General features: G+C 45.4%; 31 protein-coding genes and 1 pseudogene. 13 read left to right on the top strand and 19 right to left on the bottom strand.

Annotated features, from left to right (window positions below; translation table 11 throughout):
• Positions 1 to 88 precede the first annotated feature (88 nt).
• From ACMAZD_RS01500 to flgM, 3 genes are read right to left on the bottom strand one after another with little or no spacing between them, the layout of a single operon-like run.
• Positions 89 to 829, bottom strand: coding sequence for a lytic transglycosylase domain-containing protein (locus tag ACMAZD_RS01500; RefSeq protein ID WP_435248306.1), 741 nt, complete (start codon positions 827 to 829; stop codon positions 89 to 91).
• Positions 810 to 1,247: a flagellar export chaperone FlgN gene (flgN, locus tag ACMAZD_RS01505; protein ID WP_435248307.1), complete on the bottom strand. Its 438-nt coding sequence runs from the start codon at positions 1,245 to 1,247 to the stop codon at positions 810 to 812. Before flgN ends, ACMAZD_RS01500 begins: the two co-directional genes overlap by 20 nt.
• Before the next feature lie 21 nt (positions 1,248 to 1,268).
• Positions 1,269 to 1,550, bottom strand: a complete 282-nt coding sequence (flgM, locus tag ACMAZD_RS01510) for a flagellar biosynthesis anti-sigma factor FlgM (RefSeq protein ID WP_435248308.1) — start codon at positions 1,548 to 1,550, stop codon at positions 1,269 to 1,271.
• Between the two features lie 137 nt (positions 1,551 to 1,687).
• Here flgM and tnpA point away from each other — a divergent pair, with 137 nt between their 5' ends.
• On the top strand, positions 1,688 to 2,116 hold the full coding sequence (gene tnpA / locus ACMAZD_RS01515) for an IS200/IS605 family transposase (RefSeq protein ID WP_140150538.1): 429 nt from the start codon (positions 1,688 to 1,690) through the stop codon (positions 2,114 to 2,116).
• Positions 2,117 to 2,218: 102 nt separating this feature from the next.
• On the opposite strand, the gene flgA is transcribed toward tnpA, so the two are convergent.
• Positions 2,219 to 3,016 (bottom strand): flagellar basal body P-ring formation chaperone FlgA, encoded by a 798-nt coding sequence (gene flgA, locus ACMAZD_RS01520; RefSeq protein ID WP_435248309.1) that lies wholly within the window; start codon positions 3,014 to 3,016, stop codon positions 2,219 to 2,221.
• A 79-nt stretch (positions 3,017 to 3,095) separates the two neighbouring features.
• On the opposite strand from flgA, the gene flgB reads away from it, so the two are divergent.
• From flgB to ACMAZD_RS01580, 12 genes and pseudogenes are all read left to right on the top strand, one after another.
• Entirely contained in the window at positions 3,096 to 3,482 is a 387-nt protein-coding gene (flgB, locus tag ACMAZD_RS01525) for a flagellar basal body rod protein FlgB (RefSeq protein ID WP_435248310.1), read from the top strand.
• 2 nt (positions 3,483 to 3,484) lie between these two features.
• Positions 3,485 to 3,919, top strand: a complete 435-nt coding sequence (gene flgC, locus ACMAZD_RS01530; RefSeq protein WP_435248311.1) for a flagellar basal body rod protein FlgC — start codon at positions 3,485 to 3,487, stop codon at positions 3,917 to 3,919.
• Positions 3,919 to 4,596, top strand: coding sequence for a flagellar hook assembly protein FlgD (gene flgD, locus ACMAZD_RS01535; RefSeq protein WP_435248312.1), 678 nt, complete (start codon positions 3,919 to 3,921; stop codon positions 4,594 to 4,596). Before flgC ends, flgD begins: the two co-directional genes overlap by 1 nt.
• A gap of 59 nt (positions 4,597 to 4,655) precedes the next feature.
• A pseudogene (gene flgE / locus ACMAZD_RS01540) lies at positions 4,656 to 5,856 on the top strand (flagellar hook protein FlgE).
• A gap of 12 nt (positions 5,857 to 5,868) precedes the next feature.
• A complete protein-coding gene (gene flgF / locus ACMAZD_RS01545) occupies positions 5,869 to 6,600 on the top strand; it encodes a flagellar basal-body rod protein FlgF (protein WP_435248313.1) in 732 nt (243 codons plus the stop codon).
• A gap of 29 nt (positions 6,601 to 6,629) precedes the next feature.
• The gene (gene flgG / locus ACMAZD_RS01550; protein ID WP_435248314.1) at positions 6,630 to 7,415 is read left to right on the top strand and encodes a flagellar basal-body rod protein FlgG; all 786 of its coding nucleotides are present in this window, start codon (positions 6,630 to 6,632) and stop codon (positions 7,413 to 7,415) included.
• A gap of 32 nt (positions 7,416 to 7,447) precedes the next feature.
• Entirely contained in the window at positions 7,448 to 8,119 is a 672-nt protein-coding gene (gene flgH / locus ACMAZD_RS01555) for a flagellar basal body L-ring protein FlgH (RefSeq protein ID WP_435248315.1), read from the top strand.
• The gene (locus ACMAZD_RS01560) at positions 8,119 to 9,240 is read left to right on the top strand and encodes a flagellar basal body P-ring protein FlgI (protein ID WP_435248316.1); all 1,122 of its coding nucleotides are present in this window, start codon (positions 8,119 to 8,121) and stop codon (positions 9,238 to 9,240) included. Before flgH ends, ACMAZD_RS01560 begins: the two co-directional genes overlap by 1 nt.
• A gap of 10 nt (positions 9,241 to 9,250) precedes the next feature.
• Positions 9,251 to 9,799, top strand: coding sequence for a rod-binding protein (locus tag ACMAZD_RS01565; RefSeq protein WP_435248317.1), 549 nt, complete (start codon positions 9,251 to 9,253; stop codon positions 9,797 to 9,799).
• Positions 9,800 to 11,173, top strand: coding sequence for a flagellar hook-associated protein FlgK (gene flgK, locus ACMAZD_RS01570; RefSeq protein WP_435248318.1), 1,374 nt, complete (start codon positions 9,800 to 9,802; stop codon positions 11,171 to 11,173). It abuts the gene before it with no gap.
• A 12-nt stretch (positions 11,174 to 11,185) separates the two neighbouring features.
• A complete protein-coding gene (gene flgL / locus ACMAZD_RS01575) occupies positions 11,186 to 12,085 on the top strand; it encodes a flagellar hook-associated protein FlgL (protein ID WP_435248319.1) in 900 nt (299 codons plus the stop codon).
• A gap of 11 nt (positions 12,086 to 12,096) precedes the next feature.
• Positions 12,097 to 13,137, top strand: coding sequence for a flagellin (locus ACMAZD_RS01580; protein WP_435248320.1), 1,041 nt, complete (start codon positions 12,097 to 12,099; stop codon positions 13,135 to 13,137).
• A 51-nt stretch (positions 13,138 to 13,188) separates the two neighbouring features.
• Here the strand turns inward: ACMAZD_RS01580 and ACMAZD_RS01585 are convergent, their stop codons facing one another.
• The 15 genes from ACMAZD_RS01585 to fliQ form a co-directional block, all read right to left on the bottom strand.
• Entirely contained in the window at positions 13,189 to 13,476 is a 288-nt protein-coding gene (locus ACMAZD_RS01585; RefSeq protein WP_435248321.1) for a hypothetical protein, read from the bottom strand.
• A gap of 102 nt (positions 13,477 to 13,578) precedes the next feature.
• Positions 13,579 to 14,571: a flagellar motor protein MotB gene (locus ACMAZD_RS01590; protein WP_435248322.1), complete on the bottom strand. Its 993-nt coding sequence runs from the start codon at positions 14,569 to 14,571 to the stop codon at positions 13,579 to 13,581.
• Positions 14,571 to 15,428, bottom strand: coding sequence for a flagellar motor stator protein MotA (motA, locus tag ACMAZD_RS01595; protein WP_435248323.1), 858 nt, complete (start codon positions 15,426 to 15,428; stop codon positions 14,571 to 14,573). The genes ACMAZD_RS01590 and motA overlap by 1 nt, the downstream gene beginning before the upstream one ends.
• 10 nt (positions 15,429 to 15,438) lie before the next feature.
• Complete coding sequence (locus ACMAZD_RS01600) at positions 15,439 to 16,167, bottom strand: FliA/WhiG family RNA polymerase sigma factor (protein ID WP_435248324.1); 729 nt, start codon at positions 16,165 to 16,167, stop codon at positions 15,439 to 15,441.
• 12 nt (positions 16,168 to 16,179) lie between these two features.
• Positions 16,180 to 16,689 carry a flagellar basal body-associated FliL family protein gene (locus ACMAZD_RS01605; protein WP_435248325.1) on the bottom strand — a complete coding sequence of 170 codons (510 nt, stop codon included), beginning with the start codon at positions 16,687 to 16,689 and terminating at the stop codon, positions 16,180 to 16,182.
• 22 nt (positions 16,690 to 16,711) lie between these two features.
• Positions 16,712 to 17,704, bottom strand: coding sequence for a flagellar hook-length control protein FliK (locus tag ACMAZD_RS01610; protein ID WP_435248326.1), 993 nt, complete (start codon positions 17,702 to 17,704; stop codon positions 16,712 to 16,714).
• On the bottom strand, positions 17,701 to 18,021 hold the full coding sequence (locus ACMAZD_RS01615; protein ID WP_435248327.1) for a LafD: 321 nt from the start codon (positions 18,019 to 18,021) through the stop codon (positions 17,701 to 17,703). The genes ACMAZD_RS01610 and ACMAZD_RS01615 overlap by 4 nt, the downstream gene beginning before the upstream one ends.
• Positions 18,005 to 18,391, bottom strand: a complete 387-nt coding sequence (gene fliS, locus ACMAZD_RS01620) for a flagellar export chaperone FliS (protein ID WP_435248328.1) — start codon at positions 18,389 to 18,391, stop codon at positions 18,005 to 18,007. Before fliS ends, ACMAZD_RS01615 begins: the two co-directional genes overlap by 17 nt.
• A gap of 19 nt (positions 18,392 to 18,410) precedes the next feature.
• Positions 18,411 to 19,757, bottom strand: coding sequence for a flagellar filament capping protein FliD (gene fliD / locus ACMAZD_RS01625; RefSeq protein WP_435248329.1), 1,347 nt, complete (start codon positions 19,755 to 19,757; stop codon positions 18,411 to 18,413).
• Between the two features lie 258 nt (positions 19,758 to 20,015).
• Entirely contained in the window at positions 20,016 to 21,203 is a 1,188-nt protein-coding gene (locus ACMAZD_RS01630) for a flagellin (RefSeq protein ID WP_435248330.1), read from the bottom strand.
• A 394-nt stretch (positions 21,204 to 21,597) separates the two neighbouring features.
• Positions 21,598 to 22,386, bottom strand: coding sequence for a diguanylate phosphodiesterase (locus ACMAZD_RS01635; RefSeq protein ID WP_435249311.1), 789 nt, complete (start codon positions 22,384 to 22,386; stop codon positions 21,598 to 21,600).
• A 19-nt stretch (positions 22,387 to 22,405) separates the two neighbouring features.
• Complete coding sequence (gene flhA, locus ACMAZD_RS01640; RefSeq protein ID WP_435248331.1) at positions 22,406 to 24,496, bottom strand: flagellar biosynthesis protein FlhA; 2,091 nt, start codon at positions 24,494 to 24,496, stop codon at positions 22,406 to 22,408.
• A 27-nt stretch (positions 24,497 to 24,523) separates the two neighbouring features.
• The gene (gene flhB / locus ACMAZD_RS01645) at positions 24,524 to 25,654 is read right to left on the bottom strand and encodes a flagellar biosynthesis protein FlhB (RefSeq protein ID WP_435248332.1); all 1,131 of its coding nucleotides are present in this window, start codon (positions 25,652 to 25,654) and stop codon (positions 24,524 to 24,526) included.
• A complete protein-coding gene (fliR, locus tag ACMAZD_RS01650; protein WP_435248333.1) occupies positions 25,651 to 26,427 on the bottom strand; it encodes a flagellar biosynthetic protein FliR in 777 nt (258 codons plus the stop codon). The genes flhB and fliR overlap by 4 nt, the downstream gene beginning before the upstream one ends.
• Positions 26,427 to 26,696, bottom strand: a complete 270-nt coding sequence (fliQ, locus tag ACMAZD_RS01655; protein ID WP_435248334.1) for a flagellar biosynthesis protein FliQ — start codon at positions 26,694 to 26,696, stop codon at positions 26,427 to 26,429. The genes fliR and fliQ overlap by 1 nt, the downstream gene beginning before the upstream one ends.
• Positions 26,697 to 26,704: the final 8 nt, after the last annotated feature.

Here is a 26,704-nt window from a genome sequence, read left to right on the forward strand (position 1 = left end):
CTATGTCTCTATGTCTCTATGTCTCTATGTCTCTGTGTTTTTATGTTTCTATGTTTTTAGGGGCCAGTGCTGACGCTGATGAGCTTTATCATAGGCTGATAAGTGAAGGTAACGGGGTGAAGTCTATGAGTGGTTGCTCAATGATATTGCGTTGCGAAGAAAATAGCATAAAAGGTTGGAATAGGTTGGGGTTGAGCGCTTGGGTATCAATAAGCTGCTGTAATGCGTAAAAGCGACTGACGTATTGGTGTGTCTCTTTCGGTAGTGTGAGCGCCTTAAAATCGGGGCTTCCGGCTTTTCTAATGGCTCTGGCCACACGTCCTTCGCCTGCATTGTAGGCCGCTAGCGTCAGTGCGATATCTTTATCAAATTTCTTATACAGAAAGGCCAAATACGCGAGGGCGGCTTGTGTACTCGCTTTGCTATCAAAACGTTGGTCTTCATTGTCTGATACTTGTAAACCAAATCTAATCGCGGTTGCGGGAATGAGCTGCCATAAGCCTGCCGCATTTGCCGATGATACGGCTTTGGGGTTGTAGGAGGATTCCAACATCGGTATCAGCACAAAATCGGCCGGTAGCTGATATTGCTTGAGCTGAGTAAAAATATGATTGAGAAGAGGGCTGACGGAGTTGAGACGCTTGTTTATTTGTGGCTGGTAAGGTGCCAGCACTTGGTGCTGTTGTGCGATACTGGCCTTATCTGGTGTCGCCAACGAGGGGGGCGAAAAACACGTTAGACCTAAAAGAAAAAAGCCGATCAAGCGGCACCAAGGTTGATGCAGGTTGAGAGGCGAATAGAAGAATTGTTTAGACTGAGTGCTCTTCATATGTGTGTTGCACAGGTTGTTTGATTTGAGTGATTAATTCTTGGAAGGCGGCGGAGCTTTGTGCGTTGCTCTGATTATCCTGTTGGCATTGTTTGACTAATGACTCCAATAGTGCCCACTGTTTTCTCACTTGAACGCTCATCTTAGTGGGCAATGCATTGAAAATTCGCTGCATACTGGCGTTGTTGCAAGATAAGCCGAGTGCACGCATCCATTGGCTTCTTTCGCTGGAAGTGCGAGCAAGCTGATTAAGAATCGGCTTTTGTTTTTGAATGTTTTCATCGAGTACTTTGCTATCGAACTGTAAATACAAGCCTTTTTGTTGCTGAATCAGAACCAATAATTGCTGATAGAGCTTTATATCCTCGGTGACTGAATGAAGAACTTGCTGTATGTGCTGCGATGCTGCTGTTGCCATGCGTGACTCCTTAGTCGTGAGTTACTCGTGACCGGTATGAAATTGCATGACTGCTTTGGATAATGCTTTGGTATCCAGGTTCAGTTCACCCCGCGCCAATGCGTTACGGACTTGCTCAACCTTTGCCATATCGATGTCTGGCAGTGATTTCATTGCTGCTTGAGCGCGATCGATTCCGGCTGTATTCGCTTGGAATGCAGGTTCGCTTTTTTTGCTCTGTGCGACGGTGCCGACAGGTTTTTTAGTGGCTTGTTGCAAGTGAGTTTGTGGGACATGACCGCCCGCGACTTTATCAATTTTCATGCTGTTATCCTCAATCATCATGTGCTAAGTCAAATAGGCGACCAGGGTATGACAAACATTAAATATTTATTCTGTGGATACAGAAAACCACGGGTTTACCCGTGGATGAATGCCTTTGGAGACGGTACGATGGATAAATGCAATATTACACCTCATCCCATAGTGTCTACTACACGAAGTATCACGTAGTTTGGGTAACTAAGTACCGTCGGAAAATCCTGAATCCTGGTATGTGCAGCTACCTACGGAAGGTTATGCCAAAGTTACTGCGAAGTTTACCTGGCGTTGAGATTGAGACGATAGGCTTTGATGAAGATCATCTGCATATGATGATGCTTATCCCACCGAAATACAGTATTTCAGACGTCATGGGTAAACTAAAAAGCCAATCGTCGCACCACATGCGAAAAACGTTCAGTTGGCTAAGTAAGGTTTACTGGAAAGAGAACATTGTGTGGTCGCCAGGTTACTTTGTCAGTAGCGTAGGCGTGAATGAACAAGTTATAGCGAATTACGTTAGACACCAGGGCGAAAAGGATTCTGGTCAACTCCGCATGGAGTTGTAACAGTAAGTACCCCGTGCATGCACGGGGGTATCTACTTTTGTACTCGAAGTTCACCTGCTCTGACGAGAGTCAAACTCGAAAAATGATAACCTCAGTCCAAAATTAGAATTGGGTATGTACCTGATTCATGCCGGTGACTACTGCACGTATTACCTTTCCAGAACGGATATTTTTTATATTAATCTGCTGACCTTTCTTTCCTTGTTCTAAGGCGACGCCTTTGGTGCTTGCACTAAACCCCTCTTTTTGGGCGATGATGATCACTTGGTTGCCTTTTTCAATTAGGGCTGGCGAACTTAGGTTTGTTTGACCGATTATTTGACCGGCGCGAATACGACGAGTGGCTTCTAAACCAATGGCTTGGTTCGTTAGTGTGTAGAAATCATTCTGACGTGAAATTGTGCGCTTCTCGGTTTTCAAGTGGGAAGGCGAAATAGTTTCGTTACGGTCAATGGTGTGAGTAGCCACCACCACCGGAAGTGTGATTGAGGATTTAATCGTGATGTTAATGCGCCACGGAGAAGTGATGTCTTCACAACTGACCGATCGTTTTAAATTACCGATGGGTAGTGGGCGATTGTCGCGTCCTGTAATAACGAAGGGCGATTCACAAACGGGCAAATGGTTAGCCGAGCTGGGCACCCAAATACGATATTCGATCTGATAATTCTGCCAGTGATTTGATTGTGCTGAACGCGCGACTTCTTGCTCAAAGTGCTGGCCAACGATGACTTTTAACTCATCCGCTGAGAGGGTTGCCTCATTGGTAAGGGCATTCATCGACCACGCACTTAAAACCAAGCTGATAAGCAGCTTGATGACGGAAAAGTGAACCTTCCCCTTGCTTTGCCTTGCTTCCGTAATCCGGAAGTGAGGCTTCCCTGGTGTTTTGTAAGTCATTGATATTTATGTCTATTTTTTATGGCACGCATCTTGTTTTAATCTTTGGTGTATTTGAGTCGACTCTAAGGAAATAGACATGGCGATCACATTCGAAAACGCGCTAGGTGTCCATCCCGAGGCACTTAATTTTCGCGTTCAGCGTACCAAAGTCCTCGCCAGTAACCTAGCAAATGTTGATACCCCAGGGTACTTGGCAAAGGATCTGAGCTTCACCACCGTGATGAACCATACGTTGACGGGAAATTTGAACAATACGTTGACGGGAAATGTGAACAAGTCGGTGCCGACATTGCAGGTAGCGGCACAATATTCGGTGCCTTACCAAAACAGCAACGACGGAAACACCGTGGAGCTTGGGGTTGAACAAGCTAAATTCACGCAAAACAACATGGACTTTCAAACCAGCCTAACGTTTCTGAATATGAAACTGAGTGGCTTGGCGAAAGCGATTGAGGGACGTTAATTATGTCATTTACTGATATCTATTCGATCACTGGCTCTGCGATGACGGCGCAAACTGTTCGTCTAAACACGGTAGCCAGTAACCTTGCTAACGCAGATGCTGTGTCTGCCAGTCCGGATGATGCTTATAAAGCACTTAAACCGGTTTTCGCAACGGTGTATCAAAAAACGCAAATGGCGACAGAGACAGGGGCTTACCCAAATGCAGAAGTGCGGATTGTTGATGTGGTGCAAAGTGCTGGTCAGGCAGAAAAGCGCTTTGAGCCAAATAATCCATTAGCTGGCGATGAGGGTTATGTGTATTACCCAGATATTGATGTGGTGTCTGAAATGGCAGACATGATGTCAGCAACACGCAGTTTTGAGACCAATGTAGAGGTGCTGTCCAATGTGAGGAGCATGCAACAAGGTCTACTTCGACTAGGGCAGGGCAGTTAATGAGCATTGCACAATTTACAGCGCTGGATACTGAAACTCCGGTAGCAGCACAAACCGACACCGGTATCTCGACAAACCCTCAAGATGCCAACAGTGCGACTTCACTGCAAAATGAATTTATTACGCTGATGGTGGCACAAATTCAAAACCAAGATCCGCTTAACCCATTAGATGGAACGGAATATGTCAGCCAACTTGCTCAGTTTTCGCAAGTTCAGAGTACTGAAAACATGTCGATGCTGATGCAAAACAGTATGGTGCTGCTCGATAACATGCAGGTACTTTCTACTGCAGGCTTGGTTGGAGAAACCGTGTATGTCTCATCGAATGAGTTTGAGTTGGGGGAAGGTGTACAAAGTGGCAAGCTTGAATTGGAACATGGCTCTAACCAAGTCAATTTGGTGATCAAAGACGAATTTGGTCAATCGACCACAGTACCTCTCGGTGCCCATGGGGCGGGCGATGTTACGTTTTCTATCAATCCAGAGGCGTTAGGCCTGAAGCCCGGTAAATATACCGTCGAAGTTGAGGTTCAGGATGGTCAAGAGAGCCCAAATGTTTTGTTGGCTGGCACGGTTGAGCAAGTTCGAATTCCGAGCTCAGGAGGTGCTGCATTGGTCAATGTTCAAGGCGTTGGCAATGTTCCGTTTTATCAAATCAGTCAGTTTGGTGCTTAACGCCTTTTTTTAGATACCGAATAACGGTAACGCTTAATGATAGGAAATCAGAGGACATTATGAGTTTTAATATTGCACTAAGTGGTCTGGATGCGACCAACACCGAATTAAATACAATCAGTCACAATATTGCCAATGCATCGACATATGGATTCAAAGGAGGCCGTACGGAGTTTGCGGCGGTCTATAATGGTATGCAACCGGGCGGGGTCGAAGTCGCGTCGATTTCTCAGAGCTTTGACAAAAATGGCTCTGTTACCGGTACTGGCCGAGCCATGGATTTAGCGATTAATGGTAGCGGGTTCTTCGTCACCAAAGGTCAGTCTGGGCAAATGCTTTATACCCGTTCTGGTGTATTTGGTACTGACAAGAATAATGTTATTACCACCAATAATGGCGCTAAGCTGCAAGGGTACAGTGTCGACAATAATAATACCTTACAGACTGGTGCTGTCGGTGATATTAAAGTTTCAACGTCTTCGTTAAACGCAAAAGCGACGGACACATTAGACTTTGTTGCTAATTTCGATGCGAGTGCAACGGCTATTGATCCAAGCGTATACCCATTCAGTTCTTCTGATCCTAAATCCTTCAATTCTTCTTATACAACTCAGGTTTTCGACTCGCTAGGTAACTCGCATACCGTGACTCAGTATTTCACGAAGGCGTCTGATAATGAGTGGCAAGTGAATGTGGAAGTCGATGGCGCTGCCACTACGCCGGCGACGATTCAAACGGTTCAGTTTAATACAGATGGTACGTTGGCCTCACCAACGGGTGCATTTAATGTCGCTTTCCCGGCTGCGGGCGCAGACCCGATGAGTATTGATATCGGCTTGAACGGCAGCACTCAGTTTGGGGCCGCGTTTGGTGTGAGTGCCAACAACCCAAATGGTTACACCTCGGGTGAACTTGCGGGTGTTCGAGTTGAAGATAACGGTATGGTTTACGCCACTTACACCAATGGTCAATCACAGCTACAAGGTCAGGTTGTCCTTGCAGACTTTGCCAATACACAAGGTTTAGCAACAGCGAGCGGTACGGCTTGGACACAAAGTTTTAGCTCTGGTGCGCCAATCATCGGTGTTCCAGGAACGGGCACCTTAGGTGATCTCACTCCAGGTGCTTTAGAAGGCTCTAATGTTGATTTAACCAGTGAGTTGGTTGCTCTGATGACCGCGCAGCGTAACTATCAAGCCAACGCGAAAACGATCTCTACCAGCGACGAGCTCACTCAAGCTTTTGTTTAACGCGGTGTAATGGGAGTATTGCATGGATAGCTTATTGTTTACGGCAACGTCGGGGGCGAGCCGAGTTCTAAAAGCTCAGCATGTGCGTTCAAACAACTTGTCGAATGCTGACACCGCTGGTTTCCGTGCCGATATGGAACGTGTGCGCAGTGTGGAACTGCAAGGGGCCGGATTTGATGGCCGTACCATGGTGGTGACCAACTCAGCGGCGACACGTTTTGATTCTGGCGATCTTATGAAAACTGGCCGTCCTCTGGATGTTGCGATCATGGGCGAAGGGTATTTGACGGTCGAAACGCCCGCTGGTGATGAAGCTTATACGCGAGCAGGCAATATCAAAGTGGACAACTTTGGTGCAATGAGCATTAACGGTTTCCCTGTTGTTGGGGAAAATGGACCTTTGGTCGTGCCTGATTTTCAGAAAATTGAAGTCAGTGAACGTGGTCGTGTGTCCGTAACTCCACCTGGCGGTGGCGCTCAAATCGAAGTTGGCACATTGAAGATGGTGAAACCAGCCGACAATCAATTGCAGAAAGAGAGCGACAGCTTGCTACATAGTGCTGATGGGGTGCCTTTCCCTGCCGATGAAACCGTGCAGCTTGCCCCTGAGCATATTGAAGGCAGTAACGTGTCAGCGATTGATGAGTTGTTAAGCGTAATGTCATTGACGCGCAATTTCGAGATGCAAGTGCGCATGATGAAAACGGCCGAAACTTTGGCGCAAGCCGGAAACAAATTAATGGCGGCGAAATAGATACTTTGACGCCCCAAAGGAGATAACCAATGCATTCAGCATTATGGGTAAGTAAAACGGGATTGGCAGCTCAAGAAACAAAGATGACTGCTATTTCTAATAACCTAGCCAACGTCGACACTGTTGGATTTAAACGTGATCGAGTGGTGTTTGAAGACCTGTTCTACAGCATTCAACGCCAACCTGGTGCGCAAGTTGACCAAGTGAATGAGTTACCAAGTGGTGTGCAGCTTGGTTCCGGTGTTCGCGTTGTAGGAACACAAAAAGTGTTCACTCAAGGTAATACAAAAAATACCACCCAAGAGTTGGATTTAGCGGTGATGGGGAAAGGCTTTTTCCAAATCGAAAACTCTGATGGCCAGATCATGTATACGCGTAATGGTCAGTTCCATGTTAATTCAGAGGGGTTAATGGTGAACAGTCAAGGTTTGCCGCTGGAGCCGCAAATTCAGATCCCTGATAATGCGATTTCGTTCTCTGTAGGTACTGATGGCACCGTTACGACCACATCGGCAGGTGATCCGACACCCCAGCAGCTTGGTCAAATCACCTTAGCGAATTTCATTAATCCAGCTGGCCTAGAAGCGGTTGGCGGCAACTTATTTCGTGAAACGGAAGCCAGTGGGCCTGCTGATGAATTAATTGCGGGTGAAGACGGTGCGGGTAGCATCAAGCAGGGGGCTTTAGAAGGTTCTAACGTGCAAGTTGTAGAGGAGATGGTTGATATGATTACCACCCAACGTGCTTATGAAATGAACGCTAAAGTTGTCTCGGCTGCGGACGATATGCTGAAGTTTGTCTCACAATCGATGTAATCAATAAATGGGTGATGATAAAGGAAAAAGCAATGAAATGGGTTTCTAAGAGTTGGGCTGTTGCCTTCGTGTTGCTAGGTGGTTGTGCTGGGCGTGATGAATTCACCCCTCCAGAACCAAATACTGAAGAGTATGCGCCCCCTGTATTGGATTACACTTTACCACCGGCGCAATCTGGCAGCCTTTATCGTCACCAATACACGATGACGTTATTCCAAGACCGCAGAGCGTACCGTATCGGTGATATTTTGACGGTGCACCTGTCTGAAGAGACGTCTTCAAGTAAGAAAGCTGGTACACAATTTGGTAAAAGCTCGAACATCAATTTTGCGACCCCAACCATAGGTACAAAAGCCATTGATGAGCTCGGTGTCAGTATTGATTTCAGCCGAAATTTTGATGGTAGTTCGTCGAGTTCACAGGGCAATAAATTACAAGGTGCTATCACCGTGACTGTACATGAGGTTCTCCCTAATGGCGTACTGCGTATCAGTGGTGAGAAGTGGCTGCGCCTCAATCAAGGGGATGAGTTCATTCGCTTGACGGGCATTGTACGTGTCGATGATATCAGCCGTAGCAATCAAGTTTCTTCTCAGCGTATCGCAGATGCACGTATTACCTACGCAGGTCGCGGAGCATTAGCGGATAGTAATGCAGCCGGGTGGCTGACGCAGTTCTTCAATAGCCCATGGATACCATTTTAATGAAGTCAATAAACGCACTTTTTACGTCTTTTCTATTGGTGTTGAGCTTCGGGGTTCCGGTGACGTCGCAGGCTGAAGTGGAGATTCCGCTTATGGACTTAGTGGATGTGCAGGGCATTCGAGATAACCAATTGGTTGGTTATGGATTGGTGGTTGGCTTGGCCGGTCAAGGTGACCGTAATCAAGTTAAATTCACGGCACAATCCATTACCAATATGTTGCGTCAATTTGGTGTCCAGATTGATGACGGCATGGATCCTAAATTACGTAACGTTGCATCAGTGAGTGTTACGGCATCGGTTAATCCGATGGCTGGGCCGGGTCAAACATTGGATGTGGTCGTTTCTTCCATTGGTGATGCAAAAAGCTTACGTGGTGGTACGTTATTGCTGACGCCTCTGCGTGGTATTGATGGTGAAGTGTATGCGATTGCACAAGGCAATGTGGTTGTCGGCGGCTTGTCAGCAGAAGGTCGAAGTGGCTCTAAGGTGTCAGTGAACACGCCGACAGCAGGGCGTATTCCCAATGGTGCGACACTAGAGCGAGAAATTGAAACCGACTTTAATCAGCGAGACGAAATAAATTTAAATCTACGCCGCCCGAGCTTTACAACGGCAAAGAACATCGCTCGTGAGATCAATAACACTTTTGGTCCGAATGTCGCGAAAGCGATCAACAAAGTACGTGTGGAAATGCGTGCACCAATGGATACACAACAACGTGTCACCATGATGTCGATGCTAGAAGAGATGAATGTGGCTGAAGGGCGAAAACCTGCCCGAATCGTGTTTAATTCACGAACTGGCACGGTTGTCATTGGCAAGAACGTTAAAGTGAGTGAAGCGGCTGTGAGTCACGGTAACCTCACTGTCCGTATCTCAGAGTCTCAACAAGTGAGTCAACCTAATGCGTTCGCAGAGGGTGACACCAAAGTGGTCAATCAAACGCAAGTTAATGTTGATGAAGAATTTGTGCAAATGCTGATTTGGCCTCCGGGAACGGAGTTAAATACGATAGTCGATGCGGTCAACAGTTTAGGTGCCACCCCTACGGATTTGATGTCGATTCTGCAAGCATTGAACGAAGCGGGTGCACTGAATGCTGAGTTAGTGGTGATTTAAGGTTTTAGATATGAAGTTAGACACAAATAGCGACCAAGCTCAATTAAATACTATGCTGTACCACGACAACAGCGCTTTGGCGAACATCAAGCAAAATTCGGATGCAGAAGGGGCACTGGAGGCCGTCGCCGGTCAGTTTGAAGCGATGTTCTTACAAATGGTACTGCGTCAAATGCGCAGTAGCAGTGATGTGTTAGCAGACAAAGACAGTCCTTTTTCTAGTCAGCAGCAAGGTGTGTTTCGTGATATGTACGATGGGCAACTGGCGATGGAATTGGCCAAAAAGAAGAACTCCGGTATTGCAAATATGTTGGTGCGCCAGCTTAGCCCATCAATGCAGGAAGTGGCGTTTGACTCATCACGTAATATTGCTTCGGCAAATGATGGGAAAGTTGCCTCGTTTGAACGCATGTCACAGCTTGAAAACGATGAAGTATCGATGCCGTCCGAGAGTCTTAATTCTAAGTGGCAAGCGGTCGCCTCGGTTAAGGAGATACTCGGCGAAGTCGGTATGACGTCCGCGTTTACTCAGCCGCTGATCCGAAAAATGGAGCTGTAAATGAACCTTGTTAATATCGGCCTTTCAGGCTTGAATGCAAACCGAGTTGCACTTGATGTGACAGCGCAAAATGTGGCTAATATCAATACGCCAGGGTACAGCCGTCAACAAGCATTAATGGCGTCCGTTGGTGATAATAAATACGATAAACTCAGCCCTGGAGTGGGTGTTGAGGTGACCAGTATTCGTCGCGTTACAGACCAATTCTTGGTTAAGCAAACTTGGTCTACCAATAGTTTAGCGGCTTATTCGGCAGGTTATACTACGGCGATGAGTCAGCTTGAAAATACATTTGGCGCTGATGGTTTTAGTATTTCTTCTGGCTTAGATTCCCTTAATGCAGCACTCAATGATGCAACGGTAAAACCTGAATCGATTCCTTATCGTCAGCAAATTATCAATGAGTCAGAAGCACTAGCGCGTCGCTTCAATACGCTCACCGAGTCGCTGCATAATCAACATAAAGACATGAGCGATCAGCGCAATGCTGCGCTCAATTATGGGAACAGCTTGATGGCCAATATTGCTCAAGTGAATAAGCAGATTGTGGAGATGCAAGGTACGGGGGGAAACCCCGCTCAGTTGATGGACACGCGTGATGTGCTGGTTGGAGAGCTTTCTCAAATTGTTGAAGTTAAAACCACTGATCAGCCCGACGGGAGTCTACAAGTGACGTTGGCTTCTGGTCAGCCACTGGTGATGGGCTCTGAACATAGTCAGTTAACGGCTAAGCCAAATCCAAGTGACCCATACCTTGCGGATTTAAGCGTGGATTTCGCTTCACAAAGCTTTGTCATTGCTGATTCTGTGGGTGGCAAACTTGGCGCTATCAATGATTACCAAAATGAAGTATTAAAACCAAACCAAGTCGCTCTGGATGATATGGCAAAGGCATTGGCTGATGAATACAATGCGGTGCTAGCAACAGGGCAAGATCTTAACGGCAACCCAGGCAAGCCTTTGTTTAGCTTCGATCCTGCTAACCCTGCCGCTAGCTTAACGATTACGAATATCAGTGCCGAAGAGTTAGCCTTTTCAAGTGATGGCGCACCGGGCAATGCGGATATACTGAACGATTTAATTCAACTGAGTAATAAGCCAGTATCGGTAACAGGTTATGGCTCATTAAGCTTGAATGATGCGTTCACAGCTATGGTGGGAGATACGGCTATTAAAGCGCGCCAGGCCGAAGCTGACTATGAAGCAAAATTAGCCATGAATAAACAAGCCCATGCGGCTCGCGACAACGTTAGTGCCGTTAACAGTGATGAAGAGGCCGCCAATTTAATGGTGTTCGCCAATGCACATAATGCCAATATGAAAGTGATCAGCACGGCTAATGAGCTTTTTGACTCGGTATTGCAGCTATTCTAAAAGGAACCCGACATGCGAATCAGTGATAGCCAATTTAGCCAAATGATGATGAATAGCCTGCAAACGAATAACGCAGGCTTAGGTGAGGTTATGCAACAAATGGCGACGGGGAATCGACTGACTAAGTTATCTGACGACCCGATGGCCTCGATTAAACTGCTTAACCTTGAGCGTGAAAACAGCGCGATTGGCCAGTACCAAAGCAATATTGGCAACCTAAAAACGACCCTTTCTGCCCAAGAAACGCACTTAGATTCGATCAACGAAAGTTTGAAAAGTGTGCGTGACTTGGTGCTTTGGGGAGCGAATGGCACATTAACGGATGATGATCGCAATGGCATGATCATCGAGTTAAAGAGTTACCGTGACTCCATTGAGTCTTCATTCAATGCCCAAGATGAAGAAGGGAATTACCTGTTTTCTGGCACTCAGACGAAGACACCTGCGGTGAGCAGTCCTGGTGGTGTTTATCAAGTGGATGGCAACAGTGATAAGCGTGTAGTGACTGTCGCTAAAGGCGTAACGATGGACTCCAATATGACTGCAAAAGAGATTCTTGAACTCGGTGCTGGTGGTAATGTGTTGAACCAAATTGATGCTTTGATTGCAGAGTTTGAGAACCCGAGTCCGAATTTTCAATCGGAAGTAGACGCAAGCTTATCGGCGATTGATGATACCATCGCTAACGTACTTAGTGCGATGACCGAGATCGGTGGCCGGCATAATAACTTAGACCTCATGGACAGTGCGCATGGTGAAAATAAGTTGTTTGTTGATAAGGTGACTAGTGATTTATCGGCATTGGATTATGGAGAAGCCTCAGTGCGTTTAAGCAATTACATGGCGGCATTACAAGCGACGCAAGCCAGTTATGTCAAGATCAACGATCTGAACTTGTTTGATCGTATTTAAGGAAGTTTTATATGGCGATGAGCACCGTAGAAGTAAGAGCCCATAGCATACGTTTAGCGGGGCAAGAACAAGCTTCTATCATGCCGACTCGCTCTGCGGAATCGAGCAGTGCGACAACACCACGTCCGACACAAATTAAGGCTGACACTACGTCAGCCTATTCTGTTTCTGGCATTCAGCTTGCTCAAGGTCAGCAACAAGCAACAGCGGTGCAAATCGCATCTAAATCGTTGCAACTGATTGGTAAAGAGCTGACTCAAATCAAACGAGGCCTGACTCAAGCCGTTAAACAAGGTATGCAGAATGTGCCTGGCTTACAAGAGGGTTTAGTTCGCTCTAAAGCGTCCATTCAACAGGTGGTGAATCAAGCGCGTTTTGATGGCCAAAAGGTGGTTGATAATGAACTGCATTTAAAACTGGATAAGGCCGATGTTCGCCGTTTTTCTATTCCTGGCTTGAATGTCCACCGCTTGAGTGACAAAACGGAGCAAATTCGCTTAGATTTCCCACAAGGTCAATCGGTGATGCTTCAGTTTGATGGTCAATCAAATGGTGAGCGTACAGTGAAAATGCTTGACCGCAGCCTGATTGCTATGGGAATGCGAGCCTCACTTGCGGAAGATGGATCGATTTTATTTGAAGCGCGTGATACGGCGTATCAGCAGATGCAGAATAAGGTATTGGTGACAGGGGAAGGGCATCGATTTCCTGCAGGACAAGCGAATGTTCTGAAGCTGAAATCAGAACCCGATGGCATTGCAGAGTTAAGTTTTGATTTGAGCTCTCGTGATGGTATTAAACAAACCATCGCCAAAGTGAATCAGCATCTTAAGCAAGTGCAAACGAGCTTAGAACAAGCCAAAGCCTTTCATGGCGATCTCAATGCGCAAGTGCGATCATTGCAAAGTCAATCTCATCAGCTGAGCGTGGCTGATGTGAATACTAATGTTGACCGTTTTTTGGCCGCTTCCAATCAGTTTAGTTCGACGTTTCAAGCACTAAATGCTCAAGCGAATGTCCGCCGTCACACTGTCGTCGCCCTTCTGAAATAATCCACGCTAAGGTCACCCTCACCACTCTTTTTCTGATCGCCTATCATCGATTCAAACTAAAAAGAAAAAATAAAGAAAACAAACAAACGCTAATAAAGTGGCCGATAGTACGGGATATATAATGTAAGCGTCACGATGACTGGTACGTTGGTAACACAGTGATACCAACAAGATGTTATATACCACTAATAATAAGCTGATCATGGTACCGCTGCTGAGGTTCAAGCTTGATAGCTGAGTGAGAAAGAATGTCAGCAACAGGTAATCAAAAATGATTAGCCAAAGAAAAACTTTTTGAAGTGCGTCTCTTTTGGGTTTATTGGGGGCAGGTGCAGGCATATCGAACTCAACTCAACAGTGATAGCAACAAATACGGTTAATACAATAATCGACAGAAAGATAAGGTCACAGTGCCAGTCGCTACCGGTGACCTTTAAGAGGTTAGAGGTCTTGAGTTTTCATCTTTGACGTCTTTGATTCAACCGAATAACGAATGACATCTTGCCTGATCACGGGCTGGTTGAATTCCGCTTTTTGTTTCGCTTTTTGTAGTTCACTGCCTTCTTGGTTGCTAAAGAAGGTTTCTAGTATTTGTGCCGCTGGCGTAGTCAGTATAAATAGTTCAATACGGCGGTTCTCACTGGAATCTGGTTCATCAGGGTTAAGTAGTGCACGATCTGACATGCCTGTAACTTGCATCACGCGTTGATCGGGCATGCCGCCCTCGACTAAGGTATTTCTTGCGACATCGGCACGAGATGCTGAAAGCGCCCAATTAGATTGTTTACCAAAGCGTTTTTTAAAAGGGGTCGCATCGGTATGTCCGCTGATAATAAGTGGGTTACTGATGCGCTCAAATACTGGTGCTAAAGCCAGCAGTAAGTCTTCAAAAAAAGGCGTCAGTTCCGAACCACCACGACTAAACATGTGCTGTTTATAATCATCTTGCAATACAATCCGTAATCCTTGTGGTGTGATGGATACATTAACGTTACCTTGCGCACTGGTTTGCCCGACGACTTCATTAATCACTTTAGCGAGTAAAGCGAGTTGTTCTTGGGTATCGAAGTTACCTGGAATGAGAGAGTCCATTTCTGGGCCATCACCATCGCCTTGGAAGAAAGAACTGACGACATGGTTTGAGTTATGTTGACTTGGCACCGATGAATCTTGTGCCAAGTCAATAGGAGAGATACTTTGTGACGTATCGAAAGGGTTACCATAGCTTTTATCGAACACGCTGGAACTATGAAGGTGCGCAACAATTGCTTTGCGCTCCTCTTTGTCGACCACCTGCATAACCCAAAGGACAAGAAATAGTGCCATCAATGCGATCATGAAATCGGCAAATGCGACCTTCCATGCGCCCCCATGAGGTTCATCATGACTGTGAGCTTTGGCGCGTTTGAATACCACATGTTCTTGTTTTTGCATTATCCCTCCTGTTCAGCTAGCCACTTCTCCATTTGATTGAAAGTTGGTTTGATGTCTAACTGAATATGTTTACGGCCAGCGTCGATAGCGAGCAATGTTGGCTTTTTAGCGATATAAGCAACAAAAGTAGCGCGTATGCATTCAAAAGCCGTCATATTTCGTTTCACTCGCTGTGCCATGGCGTTACTGAGTGGATCTAAACAACAGTAACAACCAAAAATACCAATGAATGTACCTACGAGAGCGGCGGCAACATGATAACCAACGAGTGCTATTGAACCATCAATGGCTTGCATGGTAATGATGATGCCTCCGACTGCGGCAAGAATACCGAACCCGGGAAGTGCTTCTGCTGTGCGCTGCATTGAGCGTGAAGGCTGTAACATCTCGGTTTGAATCGCTTCGATTTCTTGTTCTAGCAACCCCTCTAGTTCATGAGGCGACATTTGTCCCATTGCCATTAAACGTAAATTGTCGGTAATGAACGAAATAAGGCGATAGTCACTGCTTACTTTTGGATACGCGAGGAAGATCGAGCTTTGTTCTGGCGATTCTATGTGTGAATCAAGGAATTTAAATCCACGACTGCGTGCGGTTTCTAGTAGGGTATTCAGTAACGCCATCAACTCCATATAATATTCATACTCTTCCTTAGGATTAGAAAGAGTGGCCCGCAGTTGCTGACGCATTTCTTTTAAAACTTGTGGTGGGTTGCCGATAATCAGAGAGCCTATTGCTGCTCCAAAGATGATCAGAAACTCAGCGGGTTGCCAAATGGCACCCAAGTTGCCTCCAGCCCACATGTATCCGCCAAAGACACAGACTAGTATAGTGATGGCTCCAAAAAACTTTTGCATCTTATGACTCCTAAGAGGACATGAATTGGTTGAGTTGTTTAAGTGCTTGTTTGTGCAGCTGACAGATACGAGGAGGTGTCAGGTCAAGCACAAGTGCGATTTCATGTAGATTCAGCTCATGTTGATAGAACAAGGTCATTAATAATTGATCGCGTTTGGGCATCTTGTTCAGTGCACTGTCTAAACTGCGACGAATGTGCTCATGTTCTATGCTGTCGTATTGACCACCTAAGTGACTGTCTCCGCCGGTTTCGATGAGCTGGTCAAGGCTTTGCATCTCGCCGGCGAGTAGCGCATTTTGCCGATTGCAATAGTCTTGTTCATCAGTGCCGAGTGCTTGAATGATCTCTGCGTCGGTCGGTACTCTGCCGAGTGCACGGGTAAGATCCCGTGTCACATCGTTTAATTCGTGCGCTTGCTGACGAGTTTTACGTGAGCGCCAATCGAGCCGACGTAATTCATCTAAAATAGCGCCACGGATGCGGCAAACAGCGAAGGCAGCGAAGTGTGGATCGTCAATGTTCTCATAGCGGCGACCTGCTTCGATAAGGGCAATTAATCCAATTTGTTGCATATCTTCAATGCTGCAATGTGAAGTCGCGTGAACGCGCAGTTGATTAACCACACGTTTCACCATGATCTGATGGCGTTGTAACAGTGCATTTTCGTCAAGTGGTTGAGAAGGGGTATTTACCTCTTCTGTCACGGTATAACTTTCTGGTAAGTTCATCTCCAACATAGTTGAGCTCCGTTATTGCACAACATATTTGGTTAGCAGGACATCATCAATATCACGCACAATGTCTGTTTTCGCGAACGCTGAAATCAAGGTTTCTTTGACTTCTTTTTGTAGAATATCAATAGATCCAGCTTGTTGTAGCTCATCAAAAGTTTTGTCGCTGAACAGTTTAAGTAATGAGTTTTGCACCATAGGCATATAGTTATCGATATTCTTAATCCGTTCTGGACGACGAGTTTCGATGGCGAGTTCAAGCATCACAAAATGGGTTTGTTTTTTACCTTTGACCGTTAGTACGACTTTATCCAATGGATGAAAGTTTGGCCCTTCTTGGGTTGGCTGCTCTGATGTTAGGAAAGCCAGTGGTGAGTTTTCTAAAAAAGCGTTGATACCTGAGTCTGATGTCTCAGGGCCTGACTGTTTATGCAGATACCAAATACCGCCAACCATAGTGGCGCCGGAAACGAGGGCACTGGTGATGATCATGGCGATAAATAGAGCGATCATTTGTGATTTGGTCATAACCTTTTTCCTCGATGATTGATTAGGCTTGAGTATTTAGCCAATGTTCTGACTCGTTTGTTGTATTCGCTTGGAAAGCATTGGATTCTCTAGCTGAAAAGATTGTGGGATCTTCTTGTTGGTTTTCATCGCTGTAGCCTTGACGTTCTTGGCCTTGGTCCGAACCGACATTGACATCCACATGTACAAAGTTTTGTTCTTGAAGTTCAGCGCGTAAACGGTCGGAAACCTGCATTAATGCTTCACGCGTTACTGCTGTGTTAGCGTTGATTTGTACGCTTAAACGGTCCCCTTCGACTCGAACTAATAAATCCAACTTGCCGAGATCGGGTGGGTCGAGACGGATTTTTGCTTCTTGTAGATTTTGTTGTGCTTGAAACGTCACGCGGTCTTGCAGTACTTGAATCATTTGTTCACCCCATTTACCTGAACTGCTATCAACACGGACGGCAGCCCACTCAGGTCCTTGAGTTTGTGCGGTTGGCTGATGTGTTGTTGAGGGGAGTGCTTGAGCTTGAATGAGCGGTACTTGCCCTGGTGAATGTGTTGTCAACGACAGTCCCTGAGGCGCTTGGTTGAGTAAAACGTTTAAATCCGCCGCCGAGGTTTTAATTGGATTGCTTGTGTTTGTTTGCTCCATGCCTTGGCGGGTTGGAACGACGAGTTGATTCTCTTGCCCTGCTTTTTCAGTCGTTTTAATCATGCTTTGCATTAAAGCTTGAGCCTGAGTTGTTAAGTTAATTGGCTGGTGGCTTCTTGGCGATGGGTGCGTCAGAGTCCCCTTAGAGAGGGAATCCTGAGCGACGGTGTCGGTATGGGCGTATTGTTCTGGTGATACTGGTGGATTTAAGTGAAAGCTCGGAATAACAACAACTAACGCGTCTTCAGGGGGCGTGTCTTTCAATGTTTGAGTTGGCGGCACTGACCTGTCTTTTTCAGAGCGGGCTGGTGTGACTTTCCCATCCAATGGTGACGAAGAAGTGTGATGCGTAGGCATTGTATTGGTTGTTATCATGATATGTGTTCCATGGTCATGGCGAGCTGATAGGCCATGGCTCGTTCTTGTTGATCGTTTGCCATATTCATCTCTTTCTCTAGTTCACGGGTCGCTTTTTCCAAGGCAGTAAAAGCACGAGCATGGACTGCTTTCACGTGTTGGATTTCGGCTGCGAATTTCGGATCTTTCAAGCAAGCTTCATGCTTAATAAGCCATTCACGCAACTGCAAATCATAGTGTTTCAGTGCTTGCCACTCAGCATTTTGGGTTGCGTCTTGGATTTGTTTTGATAAGTGACGAAATAGCGCTATTGGCACTTTATGCTTGCTGTCCAAAATGCATCCACCCTTCTCGAATATTACCCATTACACGATCCACATTGTCTAAACGCTTGGCGTCATTTTGCACACTGGTGTAGTACAGTTCAGCTTGGCAAAAGTCGTATAGCTGGCGTAAGTTCTCCGCAATTTCATTACCATTTTCTTCATCTAAGGCACTGGTTAGGCCAATCAGAATGTTCATACATTTATTGATGCCAGCGCCTTTTTCAGCCAAGCGATTCGCAGCAAGATGGCCTCGAACACGTTCAACTTCATCAAGTAGGCCATCGATTAGCATCACCACCAGTTGGTGTGGGTTAGCGGATGCGGCTTGCGCATCAAGATCGACTTGTTGGTATGAGTCGTAGCCAGAATCCATGAGCATAAATATTTCTCCTAAGGGCTTAACCAAACATCGACATGGTTTGGTTCATTTGGGTCATTAAAGTGTTCATTTGAGTGAATTGTGTGAGGTAGCGGTTATATGACATTTGATATTTGCGATCTAATGCCTCCAGTTTTTGGTCGTTACGATCGATACTCGCTTCTAAGGTATCTTTTCTATTAGCAAAAACACCACTATTTGATTTTAGAAACGGGGCTATTTTTTCATCTAGACTGTCGAGAAGTTGATTTTTACCAGTAAAGAGTTGATCTATTTTATCTGCGCTGGTGGCGTAAAATGCATCAAACTTATCACTATCTAACTCTAATTTACCTTCCCTTGATGAGGTGATACCTAAATCCGATAAGCGAGTACCACTAAACTCAGTTTGTAAAACGCTCCTCAGTTGTCGTTCAATTGAACGCGCGCTAGCATCACCGGCAAGAACCGCTCGCTCGCTGTCTTCACCGCCTGATGATGTGTATTTATCGACCGTATCGATCAGTGTGTTATAGGCACTAATGAATTCATCTATCTCTGTTTTGGTTGCGTCTTGATCTGCTTCGACGGTTAACTTCGTTGCAGAGTCACCACTTTGATGTACCTTGGTGACAGTGACATCCACACCGTCGATCATGTTTTCAAAAGTATTACTTGCACTTTTGATCTCAAGACCATTTTCGCCGCCGAGCTCAACGATCGCATTTTGTGGTCTGGATAAGATTTTGACTTTACTTGGGTCGAAAGCGTCGTTAAACCAGCTTTCGCTAGGCGGAACGTTAAGCGTGCTTACCGATACCGAATTCGCCCAACCGGTTTCTTCTCCGGATACGACAAAATGAGTCTTGCCACTGCTACGAACAAGTGAGGCATTGATGCCAGGGTTATTTTCATCGCCATTAATTGCTTGGGTCAGTTCTTGAATGGTAGAAACACCATCGCCATCGCTATCAATAGTAGCTAAGTCGATGGTAAAACTTTCACTGCCCATGCTAAGGGTCATTTCTCCAGTGGATGGTACAGCCGTTTCACTGGTTAAATTTTTTGGCATATCTGCCGAAAACTGATGGGAGCTAGCTAATTGTTTAACAAAGAACTCGTAAGAACCTGCGATAGCTTGAGAGTCGGCCTCGGCAGACAAATAGCCCTCTTCTGACAACTGAGTCTTATTTTTTAGTAGGCTACTATCGCTACTACTTAAGTCATCAATCGCACTTTCAAAATCCTCAAGCGCGGACTCTAAAGCATTCCAGGCGTCTAATTTATTTTGATAATTTTGTGACTGTAGTTTGTAGCGATTTTCAAATGGCAATACATCATAAGTTGCTAACTGAGTCGCCATTGTAATTGGGTCCATTGAACTCATAAAAGAACTCCTGTCAGTCGTTCGTATCTACTCTCTATGTGTCGCTATAAAGCTGCAAATCATGTGCCAATAAAAATAATGATATATGAGCGATTTTTAGGGAGTTATAGATTGATTTATATTGTTTTTTCGTGGAATGGAGGAAGTCATTTTTCCGCTTGAATTCCTTCCGCTTCTGCTATTTTTATTATCAGGAAAAAGAAACCTATAAAAAAGCCTCCTAAAGGAGGCTAATGACCTAAGTTGTAAATCAGCTGATTAGCCTAGTAGCGACATCGCCATTCCTGACATCTGGTTAGTTCGAGACAACATTGACGTTCCAGCTTGCATTAGCATTTGGTTCTTCGTCATATTTGAAGACTCAACTGCAAAGTCGGCATCCATAATACGGCCTTTTGATGCCTCTAGGTTTTCTGTCATATTACCTAGGTTAGTAATGGTATGATCCAAACGGTTAATATTGGCACCGAATTGAGCTCTTGACTCACCAAGGTCATCAATAAAAGTTGACATTGTCCCCATTGCTGAAGTGGCGCTAGCCTGATCCGTCAGCCCTGCTGTTAGGGAGGTTATCGTTGCAAAAGTATCACCCGTACCCGCACCTGCCCCTACATTTACACCAGAAGAACCAGCCACATAATTACCAGAACTGTTTACTTGAATCTCCTTTGTAACACTGGTTTCAGCAGCAGTCTCCACTGCCGTCAGGTCTGCCGCTGCGGTACCAACACCCGCATCGGCCTTAGCTTTTAGATCCGCATAATCAGTGTATGAACCAAATGCAGCAGCAGGGGTAAAAGCAGCACCATCAGTCAAAGTTGAAGCACCCTTAGTCGCAAATGAATCTAGCTCAGCATTATAGTCGGCTTCTGCTTGAGTCTTGAGTGCGCCAATATCTGACATAATACCGAACTGAGCAAGCGTGTTACCGACTTTTGATAGTTCACTCGAAACATCCATATCTAGTGTTTCACTTGCTGTTGAGCCAATTTGGAATGTGATTGCACCTGAAGAGAAGGAGTCAGGACCTGAAAATAATGAACGACCACCAAAGTTTGAATTATCAAAAATATTTTGTAGCTCAGCACCTAACTCAGTGTATTCGGTATTTATTGCTTCTCTATCAGCAGTAGTTAGAGAGCCATTAGCCGCTTGCGTAGCAAGATCATTCATTCGATAGGCGATGTTGGTCATTTCATCCATGCCGCCCTCGGCTGTTTGCATCATTGATATTGCATCTTGTGCATTTCGAGAGGCGACACCCATACCACGGCTTTGTGCTTCTAATCGGTTTGCAATTTGTAACCCTGCTGCATCATCTGCTGCAGAGTTAATACGTAGACCGGTACTCAGGCGCTCCATTGATGTATTTAAGAGGTCGTTGGTTTTCGTGATGTTGTTTTGAGTAACTAGCGAAGCGTAGTTAGTGTGCATTGATAAAGCCATAATCTGTTCTCCTTGAGTGTTCAATGTGGGCCTATCGCCCCGCTCACTAACTAGAGGCGGTCAGTTGGTTTTAATGATTAATTAGAAATTTAAAAAACTTTATTAAATGACTCATATTGATGGTTTTTGGTGATGTTTATTCCAAAAAAATAGACTGATAAAGTCGATTTAGGTTAGGAGGGGCGGTTTGGGGGGGAATATTAGGCGGCCATTTAGAGCCGTGTGTACTGTGCATTGTTTTTGCGTATGCGCTCTTGTGTCTTGGCTCTTACGTATTGGCTCTTACGTATGAGCTCTTGCTTATCGGCTTTTGATGAAGGTTAGCGATTCATTGCAGCCTTTCTTTGTGTGGAGAACCGGCCATTCGCGGAAACATTTAGCTTGAAAGATCGCCCTAGTGACGATCAAACGATTTAACCGATAATGGCGTTGGAATATCGCTGAAGTAACCAAAATAATAACGGGCTCCTAATAGTCGATAGCGGTTGAGTTCAACTTGGCTTGCAATGCGACCAGCCACCCAAGAAAATTGATGACGACGTAAAATTCGAGCAATGGGCAAGAGCGAATGCTGATCTTGTTTGTTTTTAGTTGTCACGGATAACTTGATCATGTCTGGCTTACATTTTGCGATGAATTCAAAATGCGTTTGGTGGGGGATCACTTCAAACCATAAAGCATGCGCATGACCTTTCAATTGCTTAACCAACGTTGCCACACCCTCTTGGCAAGATAAGCTCTCATCCCAACATAAAGCTTGGTTGCCCTGTAAAGAGGGAACAATATATTGAAATGCAGCGTTATGGAATGTCATTACCTGATGAATAAAATGGTGCCCTGGTTGCCAAAGTAATGCATCGATATGCATTGGAACCACAACATTGCTGATTAAAACAGGATGGAAAGTTTCCAGCTGAAATTGAGTTTGGCGCAGCGCTAAGTATAAACTAAACAAGTCTAAGCAATATTGCATTTGTTTTGATAGATCAAATCGATAGACACTTTGCTCGCCGCGTAAGCCAAATCGTAACGTGAGGTGTTGGTATTGCACCTCACTGGTTTTGGTTTCACGAATGGGCTGACAAGCGTGTTGAATGTCGTTGTGGTTGAGCGCATCAAATACGAGTTGATCGTCATCGGTGACAATGCATTGCAATGCGAGGGCACACAAATAGTCAGACATCGCTTTATTTGAGATTAGATTACCCAAGATTGCCTACCACGTTGATCTGTTTGTTTTCAGGAATTTCATTGTAAGACATGACGGCTAAACCTTGAGTAAAAGTACGAGCATACCGCGCCAACAAAGGACGTAATTGAGGCATCACTAATAGGATTGGGGGCAAGCCTTGCTGTTTGAGTTGTTGACGAATTAAAGGTAAGTTCTGTTGGAACTGACTAAGGATATTGGGTTCAATCGGGAAGCTATCTAATATCACGTTACCCGAGGCTTGGGCTTGTTGTAGAGCGCTCATTAGCATGGTTTCAAGTTCATCAGAAAGCGCGTAGACATTTAATTCGTTTTTCTGTCCTGCCACTAAATTAACCAAAGTACGTTTAAGTGCACAGCGGACATCGGCGGCGAGCAAGATCGGATCTTTGGTGTTTTCTGAAGATTCCAGCATGGTATTTGCAATGGTACGAATGTCTTTAAGTGGTACTTGATCAAGCAGAAGTTGACGATAAACCTTGAGTTGCTGGGCTGGGGTTAATGCGCCGGCAAGTGCTTCGGCTAATTTAGGTGCTTGACCAGTAAGGCGTTGAGTCATCGCGTCGACGTCATCGTGGGTAAACAGTTCCGCTAAATGAGTTTTCATGATTTTGCTGATGTGTGTTGCGATAACGGTGCCATCGTCAACGACTTGATACCCCATGTTCAATGCTTTGGCTTTGTCTTTATATTCAATCCAAACGGCGGGTAGCTGGTAAGCCGGATCGCTTCCAAGGATCCCATCGACTTCACCGTAAGTTTCACCAACGGCAATGGCCATTAAACGTTCTGGTTCAATAAAACCTTGTTCAATCACTTCGCCGTTGAGCGCGATTGTATACTGGTTTGGTTTCAAGCTAAGGTTATCACGGATACGAACCTCGGGCTGGAGGAAGCCGACTTGCTCAGATAGGTTACGGCGTACACCACGAATACGTTGAGTTAAAGGTGCCCCCTGTTCTTTGTTAACGAGATGCACCAGGCGGTAACCCAGTGCCAACGAGAGAGTGTGTACGTGTGGAATGTCGTCCCAATTTAAGGTTACCTCTTCTTCCTGCATGGCTTGAGAAAGGGCGGCAACTTGTTCAATTTGTGGATCTTGCATTGGCTTTTTACTTTGTCGCCAGCCAGCAAAGGCGAGTACCGCAGCAAAGGTGAAAAAGGCGAGGTGAGGCATTCCCGGGACCATTCCAATGATAGCCATGATCACCGCGGCGGTGAATAGGGTCGCCGGTGTTGCAAGTAGCTGCTTATGCATGGTTTCCGACATGCCGTTATCGCTATCGTTAATACGAGTGACGATAATTGCAGCGGCTGTCGCGAGTAATAGTGATGGGATTTGAGCCACGAGACCATCACCAATGGTGAGTAGGGCGTAGGTCTTAAACGCTTCAGATGCTGGTAAGCCATGCTCGAATACACCAATGCATACACCACCTATGATGTTGATAAATAATATCAATAGACCTGCGACGGCATCACCACGAACAAATTTAGAGGCGCCATCCATAGAGCCATGAAAATCGGCTTCGTTTGCGACTTCTTTACGGCGTAGACGTGCCGTTTCTTGGTCAACTAAACCGGCATTGAGGTCGGCATCGATTGCCATTTGTTTACCCGGTAAGGCATCTAAGGTAAAGCGAGCGGATACTTCAGAGATACGCTCGCCACCTTTGGTGATCACGACAAAGTTTATGATCATCAGGATGATGAATACCACCATACCAACGACATAATTACCCCCGATCACAACCTCACCAAAGGCTTGGATAACTTTACCGGCTGCATCGCCGCCATTGTGGCCTTCGAGCAAGACGATTCGAGTTGAAGCAACGTTTAGGGTTAGACGAAGCAGAGTTGCGATCAACAAGATCGTTGGGAATATCGAAAAGTCGAGTGGTCGTTTAGCGGTGGTACTGACCAACAATACCAAAATAGCTAATACGATATTGAAGGTAAACAGTGCATCCAATAGCAAGGGTGGGAGTGGTAAAATGACCATCGCCAAAACCATCAATAAGACAATTGGAATACCAATGTAGCCTTTGGTGGAGGATTGAAGTTGTTTTAACCGGTTAAGCATACTTTCGTGTCCTTGGGTAAACGCGGATTAATCGTGTTGCAAATGTTTTGGAATTGAAAAGTGAGGTAAAGGCGCTGGAGACTGTCCACCACTTTTACGAAAGCTTTTTAGCTGTAAAACATAAGTCAGAATATGTGCCACAGCGATAAAGAGTTGGTTTGGTATCGCTTGCTCAATCGCAGTGGTGTGATAAATCGAACGAGTGAGTGGCGGGGAGTTGATGATTTCAACTTTGTTCTCACGAGCTATTCGTTGAATGTGCATGGCAATTTCATCGACACCTTTTGCAACCACAAATGGGGCATCTGATAGTGACGGTTCGTACTTTAATGCGACGGCGTAATGAGTGGGGTTGGTGATGACGACATCTGCTGTTGGCACCATTTTATCTATTTTACGGCGGGCGAATTGCTGCTGAATCTGACGAATACGCTGTTTAACCTCGGGGCGACCTTCATTACTTTTGAACTCTTCTTTGAGCTCTTGTTTGGTCATTCGTAGCTCTTTAAGATGTTCCCAACGTTGATAGGGAATATCAATGACACCAAAGAGCAACAAAGCAAAGCCCATTAATAATAAACCATCAAATAAAATCGACATGATCATCGAAAAACCTTGGCTCAATGGTAGATTTTGCATACCAAGCAGTGGTTGTAGGTGATTGTCTAAGTAACCATAAAGAATGCCGAATATGATCGTTACTTTAAATGTCGATTTGATGAGTTCAACAACTGACCGAGTTGAGAAAATACGTTTGATCCCTGAAATGGGGTTTAACTTGCTGAGTTTAGGTAATACGTTAGCGGGTCGGAACATCCAGCCACCTAAAATCAGGCTGCTGCCCATCGATACAATCATAATTACTGTGAATAGCGGCAGCAGCATTTCAATGATCACCGCTAAGCTTTGGCCGAGATGTTCAACCAATTGCTGTGGATTGTCTAAATCCGCTTTAGTTAGGGTCATGTTGTAGCGAAAAACCCCCGACATGCTTTCCCAAATATCATCTAATTGAGAGTGGAAAAACAAAGCTACCGCTAAGAAGATAACGGCAGCGGTAAATTCTTTAGCTCGCGGGATCTGCCCCTCTTGACGGGCCTTTTTTACTTTCTGGGGAGAGGCTTTCTCGGTTTTATCTTGTGATGATTGCTCGCTCATGCGCCCCCCAACATAAAATTGTTCAAGTAGCGAATGGTGTCGTGTACTAACGAAGTGTAGCGACCTGGAACACCAGAAATAGAAATTAACACACTGAACAAACCTAATAACATGGTCATTGGGAAGCCAAGTGCGTAAACGTTCAATGAAGGCGCAGCACGATTCATGACACCAAAACTGATATTAGCTAAAAGCATAGAGACAATGGCGGGCAGAGCCAAAGCCAGCGAGGAGGCGAACATCCAGCCGAAAATACCGACGATGCCTTTAAGTGATAATGCGGTTAACCCTGAACCTACGGGCCATATGACAAAACTTTGGATGACGATGTCGATGACCAATAAGTGCCCTTCTAAAGCAAGAAATAGCAAGGTTGAGAAAATAAGAAATATTCGCCCAAGGATAGCAACGGAAAGTCCGTTAACAGGGTCATTCATCATTGCCATTCCGAGTCCCATTTGCAGAGATACAATTTGACCAAGCATGGTAAATACGTTGAATAGCATGTGAAGAATGAGTCCAAACATGAGTCCCCAGAGCGCTTGCTCGAATGCTAGGAAAAGTGATGTGAGCGAAAAAAGTTCCACTTCTGGCATGGGTGGCATCAGCGGTGCGGTAATCACTGCGATTGACAGAGCAAGTAAGCTACGAACCCAAACAGGGATTAAAGCATCGCCAAAGAATGGCATTGAGATCAGTACGGCGCCAATACGGAAAAATGGCCACCAGAATTGCCCAAGAATCATCGACAATTCTGCGAAGGAGATCGCCATTATCCGATCATCCCCGGAATGTTATGAAATAAGTAATCAAAAAGATCCATGATTTTTCGCAGCATCCAATGCCCTGCGAAAATCACCATAAGTAGTGTTACCAATAGGCGGGGTAAGAAACTCAGGGTTTGTTCATTAATTTGTGTTGCGGCTTGAAATACAGCGATACAGAGACCCACCATTAGACCCGGTACGACAAGCACAGCGACCATTAAGATGATGAGCCATACGGCTTCAGAAAAGAGAGTGACGGTTAATTCAGGTGTCATGCTAAGCT

Source organism: Vibrio sp. nBUS_14 (assembly GCF_051201655.1).
In the GTDB taxonomy this organism is placed as follows: Bacteria; Pseudomonadota; Gammaproteobacteria; order Enterobacterales; family Vibrionaceae; genus Vibrio.

Bases quoted from the DNA above. Each gene is read 5' to 3' on its own strand.
- ACMAZD_RS01500 (WP_435248306.1), bottom strand. From the start codon at position 829: ATGAAGAGCACTCAGTCTAAACAATTCTTCTATTCGCCTCTCAACCTG.
- ACMAZD_RS01600 (WP_435248324.1), bottom strand. From the start codon at position 16,167: ATGTTGGAGATGAACTTACCAGAAAGTTATACCGTGACAGAAGAGGTA.
- tnpA (WP_140150538.1), top strand. From the start codon at position 1,688: ATGCAATATTACACCTCATCCCATAGTGTCTACTACACGAAGTATCAC.
- ACMAZD_RS01590 (WP_435248322.1), bottom strand. From the start codon at position 14,571: ATGCAAAAACAAGAACATGTGGTATTCAAACGCGCCAAAGCTCACAGT.
- fliQ (WP_435248334.1), bottom strand. From the start codon at position 26,696: ATGACACCTGAATTAACCGTCACTCTCTTTTCTGAAGCCGTATGGCTC.
- flgC (WP_435248311.1), top strand. From the start codon at position 3,485: ATGTCATTTACTGATATCTATTCGATCACTGGCTCTGCGATGACGGCG.
- flgF (WP_435248313.1), top strand. From the start codon at position 5,869: ATGGATAGCTTATTGTTTACGGCAACGTCGGGGGCGAGCCGAGTTCTA.
- flgK (WP_435248318.1), top strand. From the start codon at position 9,800: ATGAACCTTGTTAATATCGGCCTTTCAGGCTTGAATGCAAACCGAGTT.
- fliD (WP_435248329.1), bottom strand. From the start codon at position 19,757: ATGAGTTCAATGGACCCAATTACAATGGCGACTCAGTTAGCAACTTAT.
- ACMAZD_RS01580 (WP_435248320.1), top strand. From the start codon at position 12,097: ATGGCGATGAGCACCGTAGAAGTAAGAGCCCATAGCATACGTTTAGCG.
- ACMAZD_RS01610 (WP_435248326.1), bottom strand. From the start codon at position 17,704: ATGATAACAACCAATACAATGCCTACGCATCACACTTCTTCGTCACCA.
- ACMAZD_RS01565 (WP_435248317.1), top strand. From the start codon at position 9,251: ATGAAGTTAGACACAAATAGCGACCAAGCTCAATTAAATACTATGCTG.
- ACMAZD_RS01560 (WP_435248316.1), top strand. From the start codon at position 8,119: ATGAAGTCAATAAACGCACTTTTTACGTCTTTTCTATTGGTGTTGAGC.
- flgA (WP_435248309.1), bottom strand. From the start codon at position 3,016: ATGACTTACAAAACACCAGGGAAGCCTCACTTCCGGATTACGGAAGCA.
- fliS (WP_435248328.1), bottom strand. From the start codon at position 18,391: ATGCTCATGGATTCTGGCTACGACTCATACCAACAAGTCGATCTTGAT.
- ACMAZD_RS01630 (WP_435248330.1), bottom strand. From the start codon at position 21,203: ATGGCTTTATCAATGCACACTAACTACGCTTCGCTAGTTACTCAAAAC.
- flhA (WP_435248331.1), bottom strand. From the start codon at position 24,496: ATGCTTAACCGGTTAAAACAACTTCAATCCTCCACCAAAGGCTACATT.
- flgN (WP_435248307.1), bottom strand. From the start codon at position 1,247: ATGGCAACAGCAGCATCGCAGCACATACAGCAAGTTCTTCATTCAGTC.
- flgG (WP_435248314.1), top strand. From the start codon at position 6,630: ATGCATTCAGCATTATGGGTAAGTAAAACGGGATTGGCAGCTCAAGAA.
- ACMAZD_RS01605 (WP_435248325.1), bottom strand. From the start codon at position 16,689: ATGACCAAATCACAAATGATCGCTCTATTTATCGCCATGATCATCACC.
- flgH (WP_435248315.1), top strand. From the start codon at position 7,448: ATGAAATGGGTTTCTAAGAGTTGGGCTGTTGCCTTCGTGTTGCTAGGT.
- ACMAZD_RS01585 (WP_435248321.1), bottom strand. From the start codon at position 13,476: ATGCCTGCACCTGCCCCCAATAAACCCAAAAGAGACGCACTTCAAAAA.
- fliR (WP_435248333.1), bottom strand. From the start codon at position 26,427: ATGGCGATCTCCTTCGCAGAATTGTCGATGATTCTTGGGCAATTCTGG.
- flgD (WP_435248312.1), top strand. From the start codon at position 3,919: ATGAGCATTGCACAATTTACAGCGCTGGATACTGAAACTCCGGTAGCA.
- motA (WP_435248323.1), bottom strand. From the start codon at position 15,428: ATGCAAAAGTTTTTTGGAGCCATCACTATACTAGTCTGTGTCTTTGGC.
- flgB (WP_435248310.1), top strand. From the start codon at position 3,096: ATGGCGATCACATTCGAAAACGCGCTAGGTGTCCATCCCGAGGCACTT.
- flhB (WP_435248332.1), bottom strand. From the start codon at position 25,654: ATGAGCGAGCAATCATCACAAGATAAAACCGAGAAAGCCTCTCCCCAG.
- flgL (WP_435248319.1), top strand. From the start codon at position 11,186: ATGCGAATCAGTGATAGCCAATTTAGCCAAATGATGATGAATAGCCTG.
- ACMAZD_RS01635 (WP_435249311.1), bottom strand. From the start codon at position 22,386: ATGTCTGACTATTTGTGTGCCCTCGCATTGCAATGCATTGTCACCGAT.
- flgM (WP_435248308.1), bottom strand. From the start codon at position 1,550: ATGAAAATTGATAAAGTCGCGGGCGGTCATGTCCCACAAACTCACTTG.